This window comes from Ruegeria sp. CDSA141 (genome assembly GCF_059612005.1).
Genome location: NZ_JBXWPT010000001.1, coordinates 623,394 through 645,249, shown reverse-complemented (window position 1 = coordinate 645,249; position 21,856 = coordinate 623,394). Strand labels below are relative to the sequence as shown.

Here is a 21,856-nt window from a genome sequence, read left to right as displayed (position 1 = left end):
ATGCGGCAGGGGCAAAGCCCAAATCCCACAGCTTAACCTGCCTTGGCCTTTTTCTTTTCCGCGACCACTTTTTCAGCAAGGTCGCGGGCAATCGCAAAGGCCCCTTTGATCTTGTCGCTGTCTTTCTTCCAATCCCGGCGCACGACGATCTTGTTATCCTTGACCTTGGCCATGCCGCGCTGGTTTTGAATGAACTCGACCAAACCTTCTGGTGATGCGAACTTGTCATTGTGGAACTGGATCGTCGCCCCTTTCGGGCCGCCGTCCAGCTTGGCAATGCCCGCCCGTTTGCACATGGCTTTGATGCGCACGACCAGCATCAGAGTGTTAACCTCTTTCGGCAACTTGCCAAAACGGTCGATCAACTCCGCAGCAAAACCCTCCAGTTCAACCTTGGTCGAGAGCGATGACAGGCGGCGGTAAAGGCCCAGACGAACATCGAGATCGGGTACGTAATCCTCGGGAATCAGAACCGGCACGCCCAGATTGATCTGCGGGGCCCACTGGTCATCAGCATCTGACAGCCCCTCCATTTCACCCGCTTTGATCTTGGCAATCGCCTCTTCCAGCATGGATTGATAAAGTTCATAGCCGACGTCACGCATCTGGCCGGACTGCTCTTCACCCAGCAGGTTCCCCGCGCCGCGAATGTCGAGATCCTGAGAAGCCAGCGTAAACCCGGCGCCCAACGTGTCCAGCGATCCCAGGACACGCAGGCGTTTCTCGGCCGTGGCGGTCAGCTTCTGGCGTGGTTTGGTGGTCAGATAGGCATAGGCACGAGTTTTCGAGCGCCCAACGCGACCCCTGATCTGATAGAGCTGCGCAAGGCCGAACATATCCGCGCGGTGCACAACCATCGTGTTCGCCGTCGGAATATCCAGCCCGCTTTCGACAATCGTTGTAGCCAGCAGCACATCGTATTTACCGTCATAGAACGCGTTCATGCGATCATCGAGCTCACCGGCTGCCATTTGCCCATGTGCAACCACATAGGTCAGTTCCGGCAGCTGCTCTTTCAAAAACTCCTCGATCTCGGGCAGGTCCGAGATGCGTGGAACGACGTAGAAGCTTTGGCCGCCACGATAGTGTTCGCGCAGAAGCGCCTCTCGGATCGTGACCGCGTCGAATTCGCTAACATAGGTTCTGATTGCCAAACGGTCGATTGGCGGGGTGCCAATGATCGACAGGTCGCGCACCCCGGTCAGCGACAATTGCAGCGTTCGTGGAATCGGGGTCGCGGTCAGTGTAAGTACATGGATGTCACTGCGCAGTTGTTTCAGCCGTTCCTTATGGCTGACACCGAAATGCTGTTCCTCGTCGATGATCAGCAGACCCAGATTGTTAAACCTTATGTTCTTGGCCAGCAGCGCATGGGTCCCGATCACGATATCCACCGTACCGCGCGCCAAACCGTCGCGGGTTTTCTGGGCCTCTTTCGCCGAGACAAAGCGCGACAATTGCCGAACCTCCAGAGGAAACCCACGGAACCGTTCCCTGAAGCTTGCTGCGTGCTGGCGGGCCAGCAGTGTTGTTGGTGCCACGACCGCCACCTGCACGCCGGACATGGCGGCGACAAAGGCGGCGCGCATTGCCACCTCGGTCTTGCCAAAGCCGACGTCACCGCAGATCAGCCGGTCCATCGGCGCGCCGGAGTGCATGTCCTCCATCACATCCGAGATCGCGCTCAACTGGTCGTCGGTTTCCTGATATGGGAAACGGGCGCTGAACTCTTCCCATGCATGCGGAGGTGGGTCCATTACCGGAGCTTTTCGCAAGGCACGTTCAGCCGCGATGCGGATCAGCTTGTCGGCCATCTCGCGGATGCGTTCTTTCAGCTTGGCTTTCTTGGCCTGCCATGCGCCGCCGCCAAGTCGATCCAAGAGACCTTCGTCATGGCCGTATTTCGACAGCAGTTCGATGTTTTCGACCGGCAGGTACAGCTTTGCATGCTCGGCATATTCCAGCAGCAGACATTCATGGGCGGCACCGGCGGCCGTGACGACCTCCATCCCCATGTAACGACCGATCCCGTGGTCAACATGCACCACCAGATCACCGGGGCTGAGGGATTGGGTCTCGGTCAGGAAATTTTCGGCCTTGCGGCGCTTCTTGGGTTGGCGGATCAGCCTGTCGCCCAGAACATCCTGTTCGGCGATCACCGTCAGGTCGGGGGCCTCAAAACCGTGCTCCAGCGCCCAGACGGCAAGGTGCAAGCCGCGCTTTCCGATACGCGTGCCATTTGTTATCGGAATCGCCTCGGCCAGACCTTCATCCTCGATCAAGCCAGTCAGACGTTCGCGCGCACCTTCCGAATAGGACGCAATCAGCACCGGACCTTTGTCGAGCCTGGCTGCAATGTGGCTGGCCAAAGCACCGAACAGGCTGATGCTTTCCTGCTGACGTTCGGGGGCAAAGTTGCGCCCGATCCGCCCGCCCGCATCGATGACACCCGGACCCGACGCCTGCGGCAAGGGGCTGAACTGCATGACACGCCGATCTCCGACGGCCGCCTCCCACGCGGCATCATCGAGATACAGCAGGCCCGGAGGTGTGGGTTTGTAGACCGTATCCATACGGGATCGGTTTTCCAGCGCCAGTCGCCTGGTTTCATATTGATCGGCAATCGTGTCCCATCGGGCCAGTCTGGCCGGTGCAACCTGATCATCGACAGTGATCGTGGCATCCGGCAAATAATCAAACAGCGTTTCAAGCTTGTCGTGGAAGAATGGCAGCCAATGTTCGATGCCCTGATGTTTGCGACCGGCGCTTACAGCCTCGTAAAGCGGATCATCGGTGCCGGCAGCGCCGAATTCAATGCGATAGTTCTGGCGGAACCGTGTGATGGCCGCGTCATCCAGAATGACCTCGGACACCGGAGCAAGTTCGACCACGTCCAGCTTTTCGGTCGTGCGCTGAGACACGGGATCAAAACGGCGCGCGCCGTCCAGTACATCTCCGAACAAGTCCAGACGGACAGGGCCCGATTCACCCGGCGGGAAGATGTCGATGATACCGCCGCGAATGGCATAATCGCCCGGCTCCATCACGGTGGGGCTTTGCGTGAACCCCATGCGCACCAGGAAGTTGCGCAGCGCGGTCTCGTCAATGCGCTGATCGACGCGGGCGGTAAAAGCCGCCTCGCGCAACACGTCTCGCGCCGGGACGCGTTGGGTAGCCGCATTCAATGTCGTCAACAACACGAATTTCTGCGGCATCTGGTGAACCAGCGCAGCCAGCGTGGCAACGCGGGCCGCCGAGATATCCGCATTGGGGGACACCCGGTCATAAGGCAGACAATCCCAGCCAGGAAACACGAAGACCGGCATGTCGGGGGCAAAGAAAGCCAGCGCAGCGCGCATCGCCTCCATCCGCTTGTCATCTCGCGCGACATGGGCCACCGGCCCGTTGCTGCGGGCGATTTCGTTCAGCACAAGCTGCGCGTCAAACCCTTCAGGGGCGCCGCCAACTGTCACGTGGTTCGGAGCCTTCATCGCCTCGCCTTTCAGATTTTGCTATCCCAGAACGCCAATCGAGATGTTCTGATACATGCCCCAGAACGAAGTGACCAGTATCGAGATCATGCCTATGATCTGGGTATAAAGCCGACAGCGCGCAATGGTTTTCGAAACGGAGTCGAGCGTCAGTTCCTGCCGCCGCAATCGTCGTGCATGCACGATGTTCACCAGCAGAACAAGCGTCAATGGAAACAAAAGCAGAAACACGGCCTGTGCGAACTCGACCCCATAGTAGAACCCCAGCGTGGCCAAGCCGGTGAACAAAAAACACCCAAATGCCAGTAAGATGGTGCCGGACATGTCGACGATCAACAGTATTCGGTTGGTGTGTATGCGAACGATGTCCAGAAGGTCGATCTCGACCTGCCCGCCAATGCGTCGGGCACGAACCACCAGATCGTAGGGAATACCCATCACCCAGTGGCTTGCCGATGACCAGACAACCGCCAGCACGATCCAGAACCAGAGATTCGAGAAGCTGCGCATGTCGATGACTTCAAAGATCGAAGAGTACCAGTCCAAACCCAACCCTTTATTCAAACCTCTCAGAGAGGTTCTGCCACGCTGCCGCGTCCATTGATACCCTTGAGACCTTTGTGAATTCATGCCACCCAATGCACAAATGTTCAAGGAGAACGCGCCATGAAACCGACCATTGCACCCTATCCCATGACCCGCTTTCGGCGTGCCCGTCAATCTCAGGCAATTCGCGGGCTTGTGCGCGAGAACACCTTGACCACGGATGACCTGATCTGGCCCGTTTTCGTACGCGACGGTGAAGGGATTGAAGAGCCCGTACCCTCGATGCCGGGCGTGGTCCGCCGTTCGGTGGATCTGATTGCAAAAGCGGCCATCGAAGCGCAGGCGCTTGGAATCCCCGCGATATGCATCTTTCCCTATACGGATTCTGCGCTGAAAACAGAAGACTGCGCCGAGGCCTGGAACCCTGACAACCTGTCGAACCGGGCCATCCGTGCGATCAAGGCGGCAGCCCCTGACATCGCGGTGATGACAGACGTGGCGCTGGACCCGTACAATATAAATGGTCATGACGGTTACGTCGTCGACGGCGAGATCGTGAATGATCAGACCATCGAAGCGCTGGTCAAGATGACCCTTGCCCAGGCCGACGCCGGAGCCGACATCATCGGGCCGTCGGACATGATGGACGGCCGGATCGGGGAGATGCGCCGCGCATTGGAAGGCGCCGGGCATCACAACGTGATGATCCTCAGCTATGCCGCGAAATATGCCAGCGCTTTTTACGGCCCCTTCCGCGACGCCGTCGGCGCGTCAGGCGCGCTGACCGGTGACAAGAAAACCTACCAGATGGATCCTGCCAACTCGAACGAGGCGTTGCGCCTGATCGAGCGTGACCTGACCGAGGGCGCGGACATGGTGATGATCAAACCCGGAATGCCCTATCTGGATATCTGTCGTCGTGTGAAAGACAGTTTCGGCGCACCCACCTATGCCTACCAGGTCTCGGGCGAATACGCGATGATCCAGGCTGCCGCCCAGAATGGCTGGATCGACGGAGAAAAGGCAATGCTTGAAAGCCTGCTGGCCTTCAAGCGCGCAGGATGCGATGGCATCCTGACCTATTTCTCACCTCAGGTTGCCCGCATCCTGCAAGGCTAAAACCCCGAAGAGTCGCAACTTTTCGCCGACAAATCCCCTTCAGCGGGCAGCTTTCCCGTGACACATCGCCCTAATCGGCGTATCCTTGCCAGCAAGATCGGGATCACCCGACATATCAGGCACAGTTACAGAGAAAAAACCATGAGCAGTTCCAACTCCCCCCGACTGAACCGTCGCGGCTTTGCCTTGGGCATGGCAGGCCTGACCCTGACCGCTGCCTGCGGCAACGGCGTCGGCAATTCTAACTCGGCCACGATCGACGCCCGCGTCGATGCCACGCTGACCGAGATGTACAGCCGATACCCCAACACCGTGGAAATCGCGAACAAAGCCAACGGCTTGCTTGTCATGCCATTGATCACCGAGGCGGGGTTTGTATTCGGCGGCGGCTATGGCCGCGGCGCGTTGCGTATCAACGGCGCTACAGTCGATTACTACTCGGCCGTCAAAGGCACCGCCGGATTGCAGATCGGCGCTCAGCAATATGCGCATGTGCTGTTCTTCATGACAGAAGATGCGCTGAATGATTTCCGTCGTTCAAGCGGTTGGACCGCCGGGGCCGACATCGGATATGTGGTCAGCGATCAGGGCGACTCGTTGTCGACCGACACCACGACTCTGCGCAGCCCTGTTCTGGCCGCGATCTTCGGGCAAGCTGGCCTTCAGATCGGCGCAACCGTCGAAGGAACGAAATACACCCGCATCATTCCATAACCCGGATTACCACTTCCCCCACACACGGCCCCGTCGCAGCGCAACACTGCGGCGGGGCATTTAATTTCAACCCTCTCCGCGCAGGTTCTTGCCGCGTTCCTCTTTCGGTCAGACCGACCATCCTCTAGTCTCAGACCAACGTTCACTTAATAAGAATCTGGGGCAGTAATGGGTCTTGTTTTCCGCTGGCTGGTGCGCATCGCGTCGGGTCTGATCATCCTGATCCTCGCCGCTATGGGCCTTGTCTATTTTCTGGCCAGCCAATCCCTGCCGGACTATGACCAAACGCTTGAGGTTGACGGTTTGACCGCCCCGGTCGAAATCGTACGCGACACCGCCAACGTGCCACATATTCTGGGCCAGACCGATCCCGATGTGTTTTTTGGATTGGGATATGCCCATGCACAGGACCGACTGTGGCAGATGACGGTCATGCGCCGTACCGCGCAAGGCCGTCTGTCTGAGGTTTTTGGCCCGCGCACGCTTCACATCGACAAGCTGCTGCGCAGATTGGACCTTTATGGGCTGGCTCACCGCTCGGTCGAGGTGCAGGACGATTATACCAAGGCCGCCTTGCGTGCCTATTCCGCCGGGGTCAATGCCCGTCTGACCGAGATCAACGAAGAGGCGTTGGGTCGCGGCGCACCTGAGATGTTCCTGTTCAACGCTCCGGTCTCACCCTGGCAACCGGGTGACAGTATCGCGATGATCAAGCTGATGGCGCTGCAACTGTCAGGTCACCTGACCGATGAAGTTCTGCGTGCGCGCACGTCGCTGATGCTGAACAACCCCGATCGTCTGGCGGATATCCTGCCCGACGTTCCCGGGCCCGGCATCGCGGCGTTGCCGGAATATGCCACGCTGTTCCCAAATCTTCGGCGTTATGCGGCGGGAACGGATATTCCCGAAACACCTCTTTCACCCCTTCCCAAACGTGGTCTGGCCGGAGCGTCAAACGCCTGGACCGCCGCGCCGTCACGTTCTGCAAGTGGCGGGACTCTGTTGGCCAACGACCCTCATTTGGGTTTCACTGCTCCCGGGATTTGGTACCTGGCGCATCTCGATCTGAAAAAAGGCGGTGTCATCGGGGCCTCGATCCCGGGTGTGCCCGCCATCATGACAGGACGCAGCGACCGGTTGGGATGGGGACTTACATCCTCGTATCTTGACGATCAGGACGTTCATATCGAGCAGCTCAATCCTGACAACCCCGAGGAATACCTGACCCCGACCGGCTTCAAGGAATTCCAGACCCGCCCTTCGATCATAGAGATCAAGGGTGAGGCTCCGGTTACGCTGACCCTGCGTTGGACGGACAATGGGCCGGTGCTGCCGGGCACGGACTACAAGCTGGAAACCATCACGCCGCCGGGCCACGTGGCATCTCTGTCCTGGACGGCGCTCAGCCCGCAAGACACGTCGATGTCGGCGTCCATGGCTCTGATGAACGCCGACAACGTGGAACAGGCCATCGCGGTCGGTGAACAGTTCATCGCGCCTTCTCAGAATCTGTCGCTGGTCGACAAGACGACGATTGGGATGAAGCTGATCGGCGCCATGCCACGGCGTGATCTGCAAAACCAAAGCCGTGGGCGTATCCCATCGCCCGGCTGGATCGAAGCCAATCGCTGGCAAGGCCGCCTGCCCTATGCCGACAACCCGGATTTCGTGGCCCCCGTCGGCGGTGTTCTTGGCAACACGAACAACAAGATCATCGACCGCCCGTTTCCGGAGCACGTCTCGTATGAATGGGGTGATACGCAGCGCGTGCATCGCTGGGAACGCCTGATGCAATCGCGCGAGGTGCATACCCGCGACAGTTTTATCGAAGCGCAATTGGACACGGTCAGCTTTACTGCGCGGTCCCTGCTGCCGCTGATCGGTGCCGATCTGTGGTTTACCGGGGCTTCGGCCCCTGAAGGAACTCTGGAGCGTCAGCGCCAGATCGCGCTGTCGCTGCTGGCGGACTGGAACGGTGAGATGAACGAACACCTGCCCGAGCCGTTGATCTATGCGGCCTGGCTGCGTGCGCTGCAAATCCGGCTGATCTCGGACGAGCTTGGGCCACTGGCCAGCGAATACAAACATGTCGAACCGCTGTTCATCGAGCGGGTCTATCGCGAAATTGACGGCGCTGGTGTCTGGTGCGACGTGATTCAAAGCGCACCGGTTGAGACTTGCACGGAAATGGCACGGCTCGCGCTGGACGACGCGCTGATCTGGATCTCCGAACGATATGGCAGCGCGCTTGAATCTCTGCGTTGGGGCGACGCGCATCAGGCAACTCATGATCATCCCGTGCTGGGATCCGCCCCCATATTGCGGTTTTTTGTTAACATTCACCAATCGACCAGTGGCGGCGACAACACGCTGCTGCGAGGCCGCACGTCGGGCGAAGGGCCGGATCCGTTCCAGAATGTGCACGGCGCCGGGTATCGCGGGGTTTATGACTTCGCCGACCCCAACAGCTCGGTCTTCATTACGGCGACCGGGCAATCGGGTCATTTCCTGTCACGCTACTATGACGATCAGGCGCAGTTGTGGCGGCGTGGCGAATACATCCCCATGTCACTGGATCTTGATCTGGCCCGCGCCGCGGCTGTCGGAACAACCAATCTGATCCCGCGATAATCCGCCTATTCGGCAAGTCCCCGCCCCGATTTTCCACGCCTCGTGGCGCCCAAGGTCAAATTCGCCTAACATTATCGGACTGATTATGTGGGACCAAAGGGGGACGAGTATGGCCAGTATTCGGGATGTCCTAAATAATCTTGCGCGCGACTACGCAATCGCATGGAGCTCTGGCGACGCTGACGCAGTTGCCGGTTTCTTTGCACGTGACGGGCAGATCACCTTCAACGATAGCGAACCAGCCAAAGGACGCGAAGCAATCGCCAACCTGGTGCGCGAATCTTACGCCAGTTTTCCGGATCTGGAAGTGCGCTGTGACATGATGCGATGGGCCGGAACTCGTGCCATTTTCGTCTGGACGCGCGAAGGGCACAATGCCGAGACCGGCAATCACGTTGTCACGCGTGGATGGGAGGAATGGGAACTGACGCCGGACTACCTTGTACAATCATCAACAGGCTGGTTCGACGCGGATGACTATCAACGACAGATAGACGGGGCCTGACCTACCCCCCGTTGGATGCGCTTTCTATCCTGTAGTGTCGCGGTATCCCCTGAGTGACCCGAGCCCAGTCAGATGCCTGCGCCCTCGCCTGATGCGCATCGAACGCTTGCTGATCTGCAAACACTTCTGACACGTCGAACCGACCCGGCCTGCTCTGATCCTCGATCACGTCGAAAGAAATGCAGCCCTCTTCCGCGCGGGTCAGTTTTACATGGTCCGGCAACGCCGCGCGCACCTCTTCCAGCCGGTCCGCAGGCACATCGATATGGCCGTTCAGGAACACTCTGTGGTCCGGCTTGTCAGACATATCCAGTTCCACCGCTAATTCTTCAGCGCCTCGAACTGAGCCGCTTGTTTCTCGGTCCACAAAACGGTGATACGAAACCCGTCTTCGGTTTGTTCTTCGTTGCGTACAACATCCTGACGGAACAGCCAGGCCCGCTTGTTACCGTCAGCGAAAGACAGGTCCAGAACTGCCTCACGCCGTGCACCTTGCAGACGCATCGCGATCTCGGACAGCAAAGGTGCGATCCCTTCGCCGGTTACAGCAGAAATGGCAAAAATCTCAGGATCTCGTTCCGCGCGCGCCAGCGTCGCCTCGCGCTCATCGGCGCTCAGCAAGTCTATCTTGTTCCAGACCTCAAGCCGGGGCCGCTCGTCGTCGACACCCAGCGAGGTCAGGATCGCCTCGACATCCTGCGCCTGCGCCTCCGTTTCCTCATGGCTGATATCACGCACATGGACGATCAGATCGGCCCCCAAGACCTCTTCCAGCGTCGCCCGGAAGGCCGCCACAAGCTCGGTCGGAAGGTTCGAGATAAAGCCCACCGTGTCTGACAGGATCACTTCGGGACCATCGGGCAATTGCACGCGGCGCATGGTTGGATCCAGTGTGGCAAACAGCATGTCCTTGGCCATCACCTCGGCCCCGGTCAGGTGATTGAACAGCGTGGATTTGCCTGCGTTTGTGTAGCCCACGAGTGCGACGATTGGATACGGCACCTTGGCCCGGGCGGCCCGGTGCAATGTCCGGGTCTTGACCACCTTCTGCAACTGACGCCGCAAACGCACCAGTTGCTCGTCAATGGCACGACGGTCGGCTTCGATTTGGGTTTCACCGGGTCCGCCGACAAATCCCAAACCACCGCGCTGACGTTCAAGGTGGGTCCAGGCCCGTACCAGCCGCGTCCGCTGATAGCTGAGCGCCGCCATTTCGACCTGCAACACCCCTTCCCGCGTGCGGGCTCGGTCGCTGAAAATCTCAAGGATCAACCCGGTCCGGTCGAGGATCTTGACCTTCCATGCCTTTTCCAGATTGCGCTGCTGCACCGGTGTCACCGGCCCGTCGATCAGAACCAGCTCAACTTCGTTGTCGTGAAAACGCTCACCAAGTTCTTCAATCTTGCCGCTGCCGAACAAATACCCGGCCTGCGCGCGTTGAAGTCGCACGATTTCGGATCCGATCACATCCAGATCGGGCAATGCAGCGGCCAGTGCGACCGCCTCTTCCAGCGCCGGTTCAGGGACACGGCGCTGTTCATCTGATTTGATTTCAGGATGCAGCACCCAGGCCCGGGTGCGCATCCGGTCATGTTCCATCAAGAGGCGTCTTCGCCCTCATACAGATTGATCGGCTGCGACGGCATGATGGTCGAAATCGCGTGTTTGTATACCAACTGCGACTGTCCGTCGCGGCGCAACAATACGCAAAAATTGTCGAACCAGGTAATAACACCCTGCAATTTCACCCCGTTGATCAGGAAGATCGTTACCGGAACCTTAGCTTTCCGTACATTGTTCAGGAAGGCATCCTGAAGATTCTGTCTGTCCGAAGCCATATTTTTATAATCTCGCCATTGTTCTTGCTACGCGCTGCGGACCAACGCGCTCCCTCCGGCAGAGTATGGAGTGCTACGCACAGATATTCCAGATGAAAAATCAGGCGTTAGCGACCGCAAGTTGCACCCGGCTCAATCCCGCCAAAGCGACGGGGTGATCAGGGCAATAATCGCCAGCGTTTCCAGGCGACCTACGACCATCGCCGCGCACAACGTCAGTTTGGCACCAGCGGAGAGGTCGATCAGGCGAATTGGAACGTCCGTGGCTAGGTCGATCAATGGTCCCGTCGTGCTGAGCGTGGCAACGCTGAGCACCATGGCCTGTTCGAACCCGGACCCCATCGCCGCCAGCAGAAGGTTGAACACGGCAAGGGTCAGTGCAAAGAGCATCAGGAAGATCCAGGCGATGAACGCCCCGTCGCTTTGAATGCGACGGTTTCCGCCCCCTGCACTGCTGATGGACGAAGGATAGATCAGGCGATCAATCTCACGCGCGCCATTCAGATACAGGGCGAAGACCCGTAACAGTTTGACCCCCCCGGCCGTTGTCGCAACCCCGCCGCCGATCAATGCCAGCCCCATCAATAGCAAACCAGGCGTTCCCAAACCTGACAGTTGCTGAGCGTCGTTCCAGTTCGCGCTCTCGAATCCGGCTGTTGTCAGGAAGGCGAGAGTGGTGAACAGCATCCCCCAGATGACTTGCAACGCTTGCAATGGTTCCAGTTGCCCACCGATTTCTGTCACGCCCGCAACAACGCGGAAGAACAACAGGATCGCGACAGCAAGTACAATCATCAGGCCAATACGAAATTCTGGGTCCGCATCCAGACGGGAATAACCCGTTGTGGCTGTATCCTTTGAAAAAGTCAGGCGCGAGAGCGCGAAGAACAGGAACAGGAACAGAATGGCCTCGCCCGTAAAACCGGCCTGCGCCCCCTCCATCCCACCGACCGGTGAGATGCCGGACGTGGCCATAACTGCCATTGCATGACACACAGCCGTCAGACCGACTTCGCCAGCAATCAGCAGAAGAACCCAGATCACGGCAGTCAGCCCGACATAAACCGGTGTCAGGGTCTTCGCGACACGGATCAGACGACCACGCGGATCCACGCGTTCGCTTTGCGCCACACCCGACACCGGGCGCCCCGGTTGCCCACTGGCAGTGACCTCGAACCCGCCAAGCGACAGTGGCGCAAGTATCGCGGCGGCAGCGATCCACATCAGCAAGCCCCCCATCCAACCGACCATGGCGCGCCACAAATGCAGCGGGGCCGACAGTCGGGCCGGGTCAGGAAACAGGTCCGCCCCGGTGGTTGTCAGGGCACTGACCATATCGAAATAGGCGTTCAGGAAGATGGTCGTTCCAAGTGCATCGTGAAACGGGATCGCAAGAAAAATGGGCAGGAGGGTAAAACAGGCCAACATCACCGCCAACTGCCCCAACGTCCCGCGCCGGGGTATGCGGTTGGAGGACGCCATCGCGATCGTAGCGACCAGAAACAAACCCAGAATCCCGGAATACAGAAAGGACCGTGACGTGTCGTGATCGTCCAGTGCCAGCGCGTAAATCGCCGGAATCCACATGGCCAGTGACGCTATGCCCCAGATCAGCAGAAATAACGGCAACCGCCGCAACAAACCAACCCGTTGTGTCCTCGCATGCGCCATCAGAAGAAATCGATTGAAACCTGCATCAGGCGTTCAACCTCTGGCACGTCCTTGGCCATGGCAAAGATTGCGACCACATCTTTTTCATCGATCCGCAGGCTGCCGGTCGGTCGCAGAACTTCGTCTCCCTTGCGCACCGCGCCCACAAGCACACCCTCGGGGAAGTCGATATCGCGCAGCCGTTGCCCGGCCATAGGCGAGGTCGACAGAACCTCGGCCTCGATCACCTCAGCCTCGGCGTCCCCGATTGAATAGACCTGACGCACCCGCCCATGGCGGATGTGTCGCAGGATCGAGCTGACGGTTGTCGCCCGCGGATTGATATAGGCATCGATCCCCAGAGGCCCCATCAGGGCCACCATGCTGGGGTCGTTGATCAACGCAATCGCCAGAGCACACCCTTCGGCCTTGGCACGCACCGCGGCCAGCATGTTCGTGCGGTCGTCATCCGTAACCGCCAGCATCGCATCGGCCCGCTCGATCCCTGCTTCGCTCAGCAACCCTGCATCCAGCCCGTCGCCATGCAACACAATCGTCCGTTCCAGAGCTTCGGCGGCGAGTTCAGCGCAATGACGGTCGCGTTCGATGATCTTGGCCCGCACACGGCTTTCGCGTTCTTCCAGGGTTCTGGCCACTTCCAGCCCGACATTTCCGCCGCCCACGATCACCACACGATCCTGCCGCTTCTGCGCCTTGCCAAACACCTCCATGGTGCGATCCACGTCCTTGACGTTGGTAAAGACATAACACTCGTCGCCCACAAACAGCTGATCTTCCGACTCGGGGGCAAACAGCGTGCCTTCGCGCCTCACCCCAACCACAATGGAACTGAGGGTCGAGAACAGATCCGTAAGCTGCCGCAACGGTGTGTTTATGATCGGGCAATCCTCTTCCACCCGCACTCCCAGTAGCTGCGCCTTGCCATCCATGAAAATCTCGGTGTCAAAGGCGGATGGGGCAGACAGGCGGCGCATGGCGGCGGCGGCAACTTCGCGTTCGGGACTGATCACCACATCAATCGGCAGATGATCACGACGGTAGAGATCCGAGTGAATTGCCTCCAGATAGGATTTCGACCGCAGGCGCGCAATCTTGCGCTGGATCGAAAAGACCGAGTGCGCCATCTGGCAGGTGACCATGTTCACCTCGTCCGAATGGGTGGCGGCAATGATCATGTCTGCGTCACGCGCCCCTGCCCGTTCCAGCACGTCCGGGTAACTTGCAAACCCGGCAATCCCCTGCACATCCAGCGTTTCCGTCGCCCGCCTTACGAGGTCGGGATTGTTGTCCACGACGGTAACATCGTTCAGCTCGCCCGAAAGATGCCGCGCGATCTGCCAGCCGACCTGACCCGCACCGCAAATAATGACCTTCATGCTTCTGGCCCTTCTGCCTGAAGGGATTGAATGACAGATGCCCCCAAAGCGGTCAATTGAATTGTCATCGCAGCCCAGCTGCGGCAAGATAAGCATATGAAAACGCTGTTTCCTATGCTGCTACCTCTGATGGTATTGTCTTCTTGCGGACCGCTTTCGCTCTACTATCGCGAGGGTGAAACCGTATCGCGCCTGCAAAAAGAGACCACCCAATGCCAGCTCAAGGCGGTCAAAGAGGTCCCGGTCGCCAATCAGATCCGCCAAAGCCCGCCAACCTACTGGCCCGGGCGCACGTATTGCGACGGCAGAGGTCGTTGCTATCAATCGCCCGGCTGGTGGCAGCCTGGCAGGGTCTATACCGTGGATGTAAACCAGGGCTTGCGCAACACGGTCGAAGCGCAATGCATGGCCCAGAAAGGGTTTCGACCAGTCAGCCTGCCGCCGTGCAAGCAGAACGTGAAATCACGCGTGCCCGCAACCCGCACCACCACTTTGCCGCCGCTCAACAGCGCCTCGTGCTTTGTGAAATTCGATGACGGCTCATTTCAGATCATAACGCCCGGTCAGGCCGGCTGAAGCCTGATATTTTTCGTGTGCGCGGCCTGCACTTTCAGATTGGGTCAAGCCCAACCTGAGACCGTGCGACCGGCAGACTATTCTGCCGGTTCAGGTTCATCAATTTGCGCAACACGCGCCCCGGATTTGTTCGAAGTCACCACACCCAGCGACTTCAACTTCCGATGCAATGCGCTGCGCTCCATGCCAACAAAGCTGGCCGTGCGACTGATATTGCCGCCAAACCGGTTGATCTGAGTCAGCAGATACTCTCGCTCGAACGCCTCGCGGGCTTCGCGCAGCGGCAATGTGGCCAGTGCGCCAGACAACACAACACGACCGGTCTCTTCAGCCTTTTCTTCTTCATTGGGTAGCTCGCGCGCCTCAATCGGGCCGGATCCATCGCCCAGGATCAGAACACGCTCGATCAGGTTCTTGAGCTGGCGCACGTTGCCGGGCCAGGTCATTGTCTGCAGAAGGGCAACGGCCTCTTCCGACAATTCTCGGATCGGCAAACCCTGGGTTTCGTTGCACATCTCAATGAAGTGCTGCGCCAAAACCGGAATATCTTCGCGCCGATCTTCCAGTGACGGAACTGCTATCGGGACAACATTCAGACGGTGGTACAGCTCTTCCCGGAACCGCTCGGCGGCGATTTCCTCATCAAGATCCTTGTTTGTCGACGAGATCACGCGAAGGTCCACGCGCACCTTGTCACTTCCACCGACGCGCTGGAATTGCTGATCTACCAGCACTCGCAGGATTTTGGATTGAGTGCCAAGGGGCATGTCGGCAACTTCGTCAAAATAGACCACACCACCATGTGCCTCTTCCAACAGTCCGGATTCCACGCCACGTTCCGCCGATTCCCGACCAAACAGAACCTCTTCGACACGCTCAGGCTCGATCCCGGCACAGTTTACGGTGATAAAAGGCCCGTTGGCGCGGTTGGAGTGGGCATGGATGTACCGCGCTGCAATCTCCTTGCCGGAACCTGCAGGACCGCTGAGCATCACGCGGCCATTTGACTTGGTCACCTTGTCCAACTGCCCCTGCATGGCGCGGAACGCAGCGGATTTGCCGATCATGTCTGAATTGTTGACTTCTTTCCGCTTCAGAGACGCATTTTCGCGACGCAGGCGAGAGGTCTCCATCGCACGGCGGATCACCACCATCAATTGGTCAATGTTAAAAGGCTTTTCGATAAAATCATACGCGCCCTGCTTGATTGCAGCGACGGCAATTTCGATGTTGCCATGGCCCGAAATGATCACCACCGGTACATCCGGGTTGTCACGTTTCACTGCTTTCAGGATGTCGATGCCATCCATGCGGCTGTCTTTCAGCCAGATATCCAGGATCAACAGCCCCGGCGGTTCAGAGTTGATTGACGCCATGCACTCGTCCGAGTTGGCCGCCAGCCGGGTGGAATAGCCTTCGTCCTCCAGAATGTCGGACACCAGCTCGCGAATATCGCGTTCGTCATCTACGATCAGAATGTCACTCATCTTTGGCCTGCTTTCAGTTTGTTGGTTCTAATTGCCTGCTTCTGTGGCGCTGCCGTTGGGGACATAGTAACCCCCGGCAATCGGATCACGGCCATCGCGCCAAAATGGTCCTGTCCGTCAAATACGGGCGCGTCCTCGAGGGTCAGCGCGCCGCCATGCTCTTCAATGATCTTCTTGACGATGGGCAGGCCCAGCCCGGTCCCTTCGTCACGTGTCGTTACATAGGGTTCAAACAGCCGTGCCCGATCCTCGGGCAGACCGATCCCGTTATCTGCAATGGTGATGACCGTACCCGCATCATCACTGGTAACCGCCACTTTGATCTGTGGCTGAAGGTTGTCGGGAGCCCCTTTTTTCATAAGAGTTACAATGGCTTCCCCGGCATTCTTGATAAGGTTGGTAAGCGCCTGGTTCAGCATGGTTGCATCCACATCAGCCATGATAGGCTGTTGCGGCAGATCGGCATCGATCAGCACATCCGGTTGCCCAGCCTGTTGCAACAGGACCGCCTCACGCACCAGATCAACAAGGTTCTCTTCCCTGCGTTCAGGTTCAGGCATCCGTGCAAACTTCGAGAATTCATCCACGATGCGACGCAGATCGTTGGTCTGCCGCACAATCACGTTGGTCATCGAATCCAGACTGCTGCTATCTTCCTCGTCCAGCTTGCGCGAGAACTTGCGCTTGATCCGTTCCGCGCTCAGCTGAATCGGGGTCAGAGGGTTCTTGATCTCATGCGCGATGCGGCGGGCCACATCGCCCCAAGCCGCCATCCGTTGGGCGCTGACCAGATCGGTTACGTCATCAAAGGCAACCACATATCCTTCCAGGCCCCCGTCTTCTCCGCGCCGGATGGCCATACGGACCAAAAGGTTCTCAAGCCGCCCCTTGCGGGTCACCTTGATTTCTCCCTGAACGGCCTCTTGCCCGCTGTCTTTCAGACTTTCAAACAAGGGCAAGAACTCTGGCACTGCAATGCCAATGGCCAGATGCTGCTCGCCCCGGGTCCAATCCAGCAACCGCTCGGCAGAACGGTTCACGAATGTGATGCATCCTTCCGGATCTACGCCAACGACACCGGACGTGACCGAGCTGAGCACCGAGTCAAACAGACGGCGTCGGCTTTCAATCTGCCGCGTGTTCTCCAACAACGTATCCCGCTGCCCTTTCAACTGCCGGGTCATCTGGTTGAAATACCGGCCCAGCATCGCGATTTCGTCATCGCTGGCTTCTTCAATAACCTGAACGCTCAGATCACCGGCCCCAACCCGCTGTGCCGCAGTGGTCAACCGTCCCACGGGACGCGACAGCCGTTCGGCAAACCACATGCCCAAGGACATTGCCGCAAGGATTAGGATCAAGGCAAAGCCCAGATACAAAAGACCGAACTCGAACAACACCCTGCCCCGTTCACTTTCAAGCTGCTGGTAGAACTTTGCCGTTTCCTTGGTATCGTCCAGCAGGGTCAACAACTGTCCGTCCACCTCGCGGCTGACATAGAGGTAGCGGTCCAGAAAGGCTTTGAGAGGGACCAGCGCACGGAACTCATTGTTGGGCCAGTCGGCAATGATCAGCAGACCCTTGTCGGCGACTTCAGCAATCTGCTCGGCGGTTGGGGCTTCGTAGTTGAACAGGTAGGACCGATCGCCACGCGATTTGATTTCGCCACCGCCGTCGATGACATAGGCTTCGCGCAGCCCCCGTTGAATCTGAGCCTGCCCCTGCGCCAGAACTTCGCGCAGTTCTGCGTCCGAGATATAGAAATCCAGCGATCGCGCATTATCCAGATATCGCGCCAGAACAGACGCGTCTTGTGTCAATCCACGACGGTGTTCCTGTTCATAGGCTTCTGCTGCGGTCAGCGAAGATCCCACAACCTGGCGCACCCGGTCGGAAAACCAGCCCTCAAGGCCGATGTTGACGGTCAATCCGGCAAATATCGCTACGGTTACCGTTGGAACCAGCGCTAGCAGTGTAAACGCCCCGATCAGGCGCAAATGCAGGCGCGAGCCCGCCGATTTCGCCCGACGTGCGGCAATCAAGCTGCCAACCTGTCCAAGCACAAGTGCTGCAACAACCAGAACGTATACAAGGTCGGCCAACAGAATCAGTCGCAAGGTTGGAGCTGTCGCGCCAAGATCAAAGGGACCGATAACAAGGTAAGTGGCCAGCGCCAGAACGGGGCCCATGAGGACCAGCCCCAAAGTGCCAAAATTGCGCAGTTTCCGTGATTTACTCCATCGACTGATCGATGGGATCATCCCGCTCTGTGCTCGGGTTGCCACTGTCTGCCCTCATCCTGATGTGCCGCTTGCGCGGCTTACCGCCATATATCGTGATCTTTTCCCAACAGATGCCGGGATGCCACGGTTTGTGTGGCGATATTACATCAGTTTGCGTCGACGTGTCACCTGAATATCGAGATCAGTAATCTTTTTTCGCAGCGTATTTCGGTTGATTCCCAAAAGATCGGCACATTTCGCCTGATTTCCGCCAGTTGCATCCAGTGCGATTTCGATCAGTGGGGCCTCAACTTCACGCAATATGCGCTGATACAGACCCGGGGGAGGCAGAATGTTGCCATGCAGATCAAAATACCTCCGCAAGTGACGCTCGACCGAGGTCGACAGCTTTTCGCGTTCTCCACCGCTCAGGACCGGTTCTGCCTCGGGTTGGCTGCCCAGCACCATTTCCACTTCGGTTTTCGAAATTTCATCAGCCCTGCTGGTCAGACCCAACCGGCGCACGGCATTTTCCAGTTGCCGTACGTTCCCAGGCCAGGAATAGCGCCGCACCAACTCCACCGCCTCGGGGCTGAGCCAGCGCTTGGTGCCGTTTTCCCGCTCTTCCCGCGTCAGAAAATGCTCGGCCAGCAACGGAATGTCGTCCACCCTTTCTCGCAATGACGGTACGTGGATCGTGGCCCCACACAGACGATAATAAAGGTCCTGGCGGATACGTCCGTTCTCCATCCCTTCGGTCAGGTCTGTTTGGCTGGTGGCCATGAAACGAGGAACGTGATCGCCCGGTGTGTCCATCATGCGCACGATGCGCGCCTGAACTTCATCCTCGATATTTGCGATTTCATCTATCAACAGCGTGCCGCCGCGAACCCGCGCCATCACGCGCGCCGGGCCTTCCAGATCGCGCAGTTCAGCAGCTGTGACTGTGACAAAGGGCAAGGTTCGACGGTCGGAGAAATCATGAATAGCCCGCGCAATCAGTGACTTGCCCGTGCCACTTTCACCAGAAATCATGACCGAGAGATCCGTGTTCATCACCCGTGCGACCAATCGGTAAAGGGCCTGCATCACCGGTGTACGCCCGACCAGAGGCAGCTCTTCGGGGCGCTCGCTTGTGCCTTCGGATGGCACTGGCTGGGCACGTTGTTTCTGATCCAGCGCCCGAGCCGTACGTTTCATCAGATCCGGCAGGTCGAACGGTTTGGGCAGATAGTCGTAGGCGTCCGCCTCAGTTGCCTGAATCGCCGTCATGATAGTGTTTTGTGCGGAAATCACGATCACCGGCAAACCGGGGCGGTCTTCGGCAATCTTCGGCAGCATCTCAAGACCGTTTCCATCCGGCATGACCACGTCCGAAATCACCACGTCCCCCTTCCCCTCGCTGACCCAGCGCATCAGAGTGGTCAGCGAAGAGGTCGCGTGCACCTTGCACCCGGCACGCGTCAGGGCCTGCGTCAGAACAGTGCGGATCGTGCGATCGTCGTCCGCAACCAGTACGGTGCCATCCATCAGGTGCTCTCCTTCATGTCGTCGATTGTATCTCGCGGCGCGCGGCGCAGCGACAGTTTGAATACCGTACGCCCGGGAACGGATTCGGCCGAAATCCAGCCGTCATGGTCCGATATGATCTTGCTGACCAGCGCCAACCCCAGGCCGGTGCCGTTTTCCCTGCCGGATACGAACGGATCGAAAATGTCGCCACGGATGTTTTCAGGCAGCCCCGGACCATCGTCGATAATTTCGATCTGCAAGGGCAGCGAATGCCCTGACCCGTCGCTGCGACGCAGCCGGAAGGAATGTTCGAAATAGGTGCGCAGACGAATCGTTCCACCCTGCGGTCCCGCCGCCTCGGACGCATTCTTAAGCAGGTTCAGGACCACTTGCAAAAACTGGTCCGGGTCTCCATAGGCCAGCGGCAGCGACGGGTCATAGTCTTCGATGATCGTCATATCCGCACCAAACCCCAGCAACGCGGACCGTCTTGCGCGATCCAGCACATCGTGGATGTTGACCGGTTTGAAGTCCGGTTTCTGCAGATTGCCGAATTGCTCGACCTGTTCCAGCAACTTCACGATCCGGCGGCTTTCGGCGACAATAAGGTCAGTCAGTTCAAGATCTTTCGGCGGTATATTCATGCTAAGCAACTGCGCGGCACCGGTGATCCCGGCCAGCGGATTCTTGATCTCATGTGCCAGCATCTCGGCCATGCCGATGGCGGATTGTGCTGCCGACTTGACCGTGTTTCCGCGCGTCATCCGACCTGCCAGCTCGCGAGGCGAGATGATCATGATCATGGAACCCGGATGCCCAACCAAAGGTGCAATCTGCAACGCGCATTGCAGCGGTGCCCGGCTACCCGATCCCACATCCACATCATTCACGAACAAAGGTGTGCCCTGCCAACGGGCGCGCTCAAATGCCTCTTCCAACGGTGCGTCCACGGCAATCTGATCCCACACAGGATGGCCGATCACCGATTTGCGCGACGCGTTCAGAAACCCCTCACCCGCAGCATTCACATCGGATATCCAGTCCTTTTCATCAATAATGAACGCCGGAACCGGCAGCGAGTTCCAGATGCTGGTGTCAGAATTCATGCCGCCACCTCGTCCGTGTCGCTGAGCGCACCCGCCAACAGGCGCAGCACTTCCCCCGGATCGCGTGACGTTAGGACCGCCCGGCGCAGAGGCGCAGGTGTTGCGGCTTCGTCCATGTACCACCCCAGATGCTTGCGGGCGACACGCAGACCCAGATCGGTGCCGTAGAAATCCAGCATCGACTGATAATGCGCGCAAACCATATCAATCAGATCATGACCGGTCGGAATGTCAGGTGTCTCGGCCCCGTACAGGTCGTGACAGATTTGTGCCAACAGCCAGGGCTTGCCCTGAGCTCCACGGCCAACCATAACCCCATCCGCGCCGGACTGGCGCAACGCGGTTCGCGCGGCGGCAGTGTCCACGATATCTCCGTTCGCGATGACCGGGATCGATACGGCCTCTTTCACCGCCCGGATCGCCTGCCAATCGGCGTGACCCTTGTAGAACTGACAGCGTGTGCGGCCATGGATCGTGACCATCTGAATACCCGCGTCTTGAGCGCGACGCGCCACGTCGGGCGCGTTCAACAGATTGTCGTCCCATCCCAACCGGGTTTTCAGCGTCACCGGCAGATCGACCGCGCCCACCACGGCCTCAATCAGTGCAAGCGCGTGATCTGGCGTTTTCAGAAGGGCCGAGCCGGAGTAACCGTTTGTTACCTTCTTGGCGGGGCACCCCATGTTGATGTCGATCACACGCGCGCCACGGTCGGCGACCTGACGGGCCGCCTCGGCCATCCAATGCGCCTCGCGACCTGCCAGTTGTACGGCGGTGTTTTCCATGTCCGCGGACAGTTCCGCCCGCTCCCGCACGCCGGGTTTGGCCTGCACCATCTCTTGACTGGCGACCATTTCACTGACCACCATGCCCGCACCAAAACGCATCACTAGATCGCGAAACGGGCGGTCGGTGATTCCGGCCATGGGCGCCAGCAAAACAGGCTGCGCGACTTCCTTGTCAGAAAGATGCAAAGTCAACGTGCTTAATCCTTGGGCAGTTGTGGTTTTGATATCGTTTTCTGCGCATGTGAACAACAAATCAGCACGTAACAAGCCCGCA

Annotated in this window: 17 protein-coding genes; 5 read left to right on the top strand and 12 right to left on the bottom strand. The window is 58.6% G+C overall.

Features of this window, described 5'->3' with window-relative positions; all coding sequences use genetic code 11:
• Positions 1 to 32 precede the first annotated feature (32 nt).
• Both mfd and AC2FLP_RS03250 read right to left on the bottom strand, forming a co-directional pair.
• Positions 33 to 3,491, bottom strand: coding sequence for a transcription-repair coupling factor (gene mfd / locus AC2FLP_RS03255; RefSeq protein ID WP_496680763.1), 3,459 nt, complete (start codon positions 3,489 to 3,491; stop codon positions 33 to 35).
• A 21-nt stretch (positions 3,492 to 3,512) separates the two neighbouring features.
• Entirely contained in the window at positions 3,513 to 4,037 is a 525-nt protein-coding gene (locus AC2FLP_RS03250; protein ID WP_496676474.1) for a component of SufBCD complex, read from the bottom strand.
• 120 nt (positions 4,038 to 4,157) lie between these two features.
• Between AC2FLP_RS03250 and hemB the strand changes: the two genes are divergently transcribed.
• The 4 genes from hemB (at position 4,158) to AC2FLP_RS03230 (ending at position 9,006) form a co-directional block, all read left to right on the top strand.
• Positions 4,158 to 5,156: a porphobilinogen synthase gene (gene hemB, locus AC2FLP_RS03245; protein WP_496680765.1), complete on the top strand. Its 999-nt coding sequence runs from the start codon at positions 4,158 to 4,160 to the stop codon at positions 5,154 to 5,156.
• Between the two features lie 141 nt (positions 5,157 to 5,297).
• Entirely contained in the window at positions 5,298 to 5,870 is a 573-nt protein-coding gene (locus tag AC2FLP_RS03240; RefSeq protein WP_117868788.1) for a lipid-binding SYLF domain-containing protein, read from the top strand.
• A gap of 168 nt (positions 5,871 to 6,038) precedes the next feature.
• Entirely contained in the window at positions 6,039 to 8,501 is a 2,463-nt protein-coding gene (locus AC2FLP_RS03235; RefSeq protein ID WP_496680769.1) for a penicillin acylase family protein, read from the top strand.
• 109 nt (positions 8,502 to 8,610) lie between these two features.
• The gene (locus AC2FLP_RS03230; RefSeq protein ID WP_299893730.1) at positions 8,611 to 9,006 is read left to right on the top strand and encodes a nuclear transport factor 2 family protein; all 396 of its coding nucleotides are present in this window, start codon (positions 8,611 to 8,613) and stop codon (positions 9,004 to 9,006) included.
• Position 9,007: 1 nt separating this feature from the next.
• Here AC2FLP_RS03230 and AC2FLP_RS03225 read toward each other — a convergent pair whose 3' ends face one another.
• The 5 genes from AC2FLP_RS03225 to trkA all read right to left on the bottom strand — a co-directional run bounded on the left by AC2FLP_RS03225 (position 9,008) and on the right by trkA (position 13,891).
• Complete coding sequence (locus tag AC2FLP_RS03225; RefSeq protein WP_496680772.1) at positions 9,008 to 9,313, bottom strand: putative quinol monooxygenase; 306 nt, start codon at positions 9,311 to 9,313, stop codon at positions 9,008 to 9,010.
• Positions 9,314 to 9,327: 14 nt separating this feature from the next.
• Positions 9,328 to 10,605: a GTPase HflX gene (gene hflX / locus AC2FLP_RS03220; protein WP_496680774.1), complete on the bottom strand. Its 1,278-nt coding sequence runs from the start codon at positions 10,603 to 10,605 to the stop codon at positions 9,328 to 9,330.
• Positions 10,605 to 10,844: an RNA chaperone Hfq gene (hfq, locus tag AC2FLP_RS03215; RefSeq protein ID WP_005982826.1), complete on the bottom strand. Its 240-nt coding sequence runs from the start codon at positions 10,842 to 10,844 to the stop codon at positions 10,605 to 10,607. Before hfq ends, hflX begins: the two co-directional genes overlap by 1 nt.
• A 132-nt stretch (positions 10,845 to 10,976) precedes the next feature.
• Entirely contained in the window at positions 10,977 to 12,515 is a 1,539-nt protein-coding gene (locus tag AC2FLP_RS03210; RefSeq protein WP_117868784.1) for a TrkH family potassium uptake protein, read from the bottom strand.
• Positions 12,515 to 13,891: a Trk system potassium transporter TrkA gene (gene trkA / locus AC2FLP_RS03205; protein WP_117872734.1), complete on the bottom strand. Its 1,377-nt coding sequence runs from the start codon at positions 13,889 to 13,891 to the stop codon at positions 12,515 to 12,517. The genes AC2FLP_RS03210 and trkA overlap by 1 nt, the downstream gene beginning before the upstream one ends.
• A 96-nt stretch (positions 13,892 to 13,987) precedes the next feature.
• On the opposite strand from trkA, the gene AC2FLP_RS03200 reads away from it, so the two are divergent.
• Positions 13,988 to 14,467 (top strand): hypothetical protein, encoded by a 480-nt coding sequence (locus AC2FLP_RS03200; RefSeq protein WP_171632096.1) that lies wholly within the window; start codon positions 13,988 to 13,990, stop codon positions 14,465 to 14,467.
• A gap of 77 nt (positions 14,468 to 14,544) precedes the next feature.
• Here AC2FLP_RS03200 and ntrX read toward each other — a convergent pair whose 3' ends face one another.
• The 5 genes from ntrX to dusB form a co-directional block, all read right to left on the bottom strand.
• On the bottom strand, positions 14,545 to 15,954 hold the full coding sequence (ntrX, locus tag AC2FLP_RS03195; RefSeq protein WP_117868782.1) for a nitrogen assimilation response regulator NtrX: 1,410 nt from the start codon (positions 15,952 to 15,954) through the stop codon (positions 14,545 to 14,547).
• Positions 15,951 to 18,215 carry a sensor histidine kinase NtrY-like gene (locus tag AC2FLP_RS03190; RefSeq protein ID WP_496681603.1) on the bottom strand — a complete coding sequence of 755 codons (2,265 nt, stop codon included), beginning with the start codon at positions 18,213 to 18,215 and terminating at the stop codon, positions 15,951 to 15,953. Before AC2FLP_RS03190 ends, ntrX begins: the two co-directional genes overlap by 4 nt.
• 123 nt (positions 18,216 to 18,338) lie before the next feature.
• Positions 18,339 to 19,706 carry a response regulator gene (locus tag AC2FLP_RS03185; RefSeq protein WP_496680778.1) on the bottom strand — a complete coding sequence of 456 codons (1,368 nt, stop codon included), beginning with the start codon at positions 19,704 to 19,706 and terminating at the stop codon, positions 18,339 to 18,341.
• Complete coding sequence (locus tag AC2FLP_RS03180) at positions 19,706 to 20,794, bottom strand: two-component system sensor histidine kinase NtrB (RefSeq protein WP_496680780.1); 1,089 nt, start codon at positions 20,792 to 20,794, stop codon at positions 19,706 to 19,708. The genes AC2FLP_RS03185 and AC2FLP_RS03180 overlap by 1 nt, the downstream gene beginning before the upstream one ends.
• Entirely contained in the window at positions 20,791 to 21,774 is a 984-nt protein-coding gene (gene dusB / locus AC2FLP_RS03175) for a tRNA dihydrouridine synthase DusB (protein WP_496680782.1), read from the bottom strand. Before dusB ends, AC2FLP_RS03180 begins: the two co-directional genes overlap by 4 nt.
• Positions 21,775 to 21,856 lie beyond the last annotated feature (82 nt).

Coding starts and splice junctions, on each gene's coding strand:
- AC2FLP_RS03180 (WP_496680780.1), bottom strand. CDS start 20,794: ATGAATTCTGACACCAGCATCTGGAACTCGCTGCCGGTTCCGGCGTTC.
- AC2FLP_RS03225 (WP_496680772.1), bottom strand. CDS start 9,313: ATGTCTGACAAGCCGGACCACAGAGTGTTCCTGAACGGCCATATCGAT.
- hemB (WP_496680765.1), top strand. CDS start 4,158: ATGAAACCGACCATTGCACCCTATCCCATGACCCGCTTTCGGCGTGCC.
- ntrX (WP_117868782.1), bottom strand. CDS start 15,954: ATGAGTGACATTCTGATCGTAGATGACGAACGCGATATTCGCGAGCTG.
- AC2FLP_RS03200 (WP_171632096.1), top strand. CDS start 13,988: ATGAAAACGCTGTTTCCTATGCTGCTACCTCTGATGGTATTGTCTTCT.
- AC2FLP_RS03210 (WP_117868784.1), bottom strand. CDS start 12,515: ATGGCGCATGCGAGGACACAACGGGTTGGTTTGTTGCGGCGGTTGCCG.
- AC2FLP_RS03240 (WP_117868788.1), top strand. CDS start 5,298: ATGAGCAGTTCCAACTCCCCCCGACTGAACCGTCGCGGCTTTGCCTTG.
- hfq (WP_005982826.1), bottom strand. CDS start 10,844: ATGGCTTCGGACAGACAGAATCTTCAGGATGCCTTCCTGAACAATGTA.
- AC2FLP_RS03190 (WP_496681603.1), bottom strand. CDS start 18,215: ATGATCCCATCGATCAGTCGATGGAGTAAATCACGGAAACTGCGCAAT.
- trkA (WP_117872734.1), bottom strand. CDS start 13,891: ATGAAGGTCATTATTTGCGGTGCGGGTCAGGTCGGCTGGCAGATCGCG.
- mfd (WP_496680763.1), bottom strand. CDS start 3,491: ATGAAGGCTCCGAACCACGTGACAGTTGGCGGCGCCCCTGAAGGGTTT.
- AC2FLP_RS03230 (WP_299893730.1), top strand. CDS start 8,611: ATGGCCAGTATTCGGGATGTCCTAAATAATCTTGCGCGCGACTACGCA.
- AC2FLP_RS03235 (WP_496680769.1), top strand. CDS start 6,039: ATGGGTCTTGTTTTCCGCTGGCTGGTGCGCATCGCGTCGGGTCTGATC.
- hflX (WP_496680774.1), bottom strand. CDS start 10,605: ATGGAACATGACCGGATGCGCACCCGGGCCTGGGTGCTGCATCCTGAA.
- AC2FLP_RS03185 (WP_496680778.1), bottom strand. CDS start 19,706: ATGGATGGCACCGTACTGGTTGCGGACGACGATCGCACGATCCGCACT.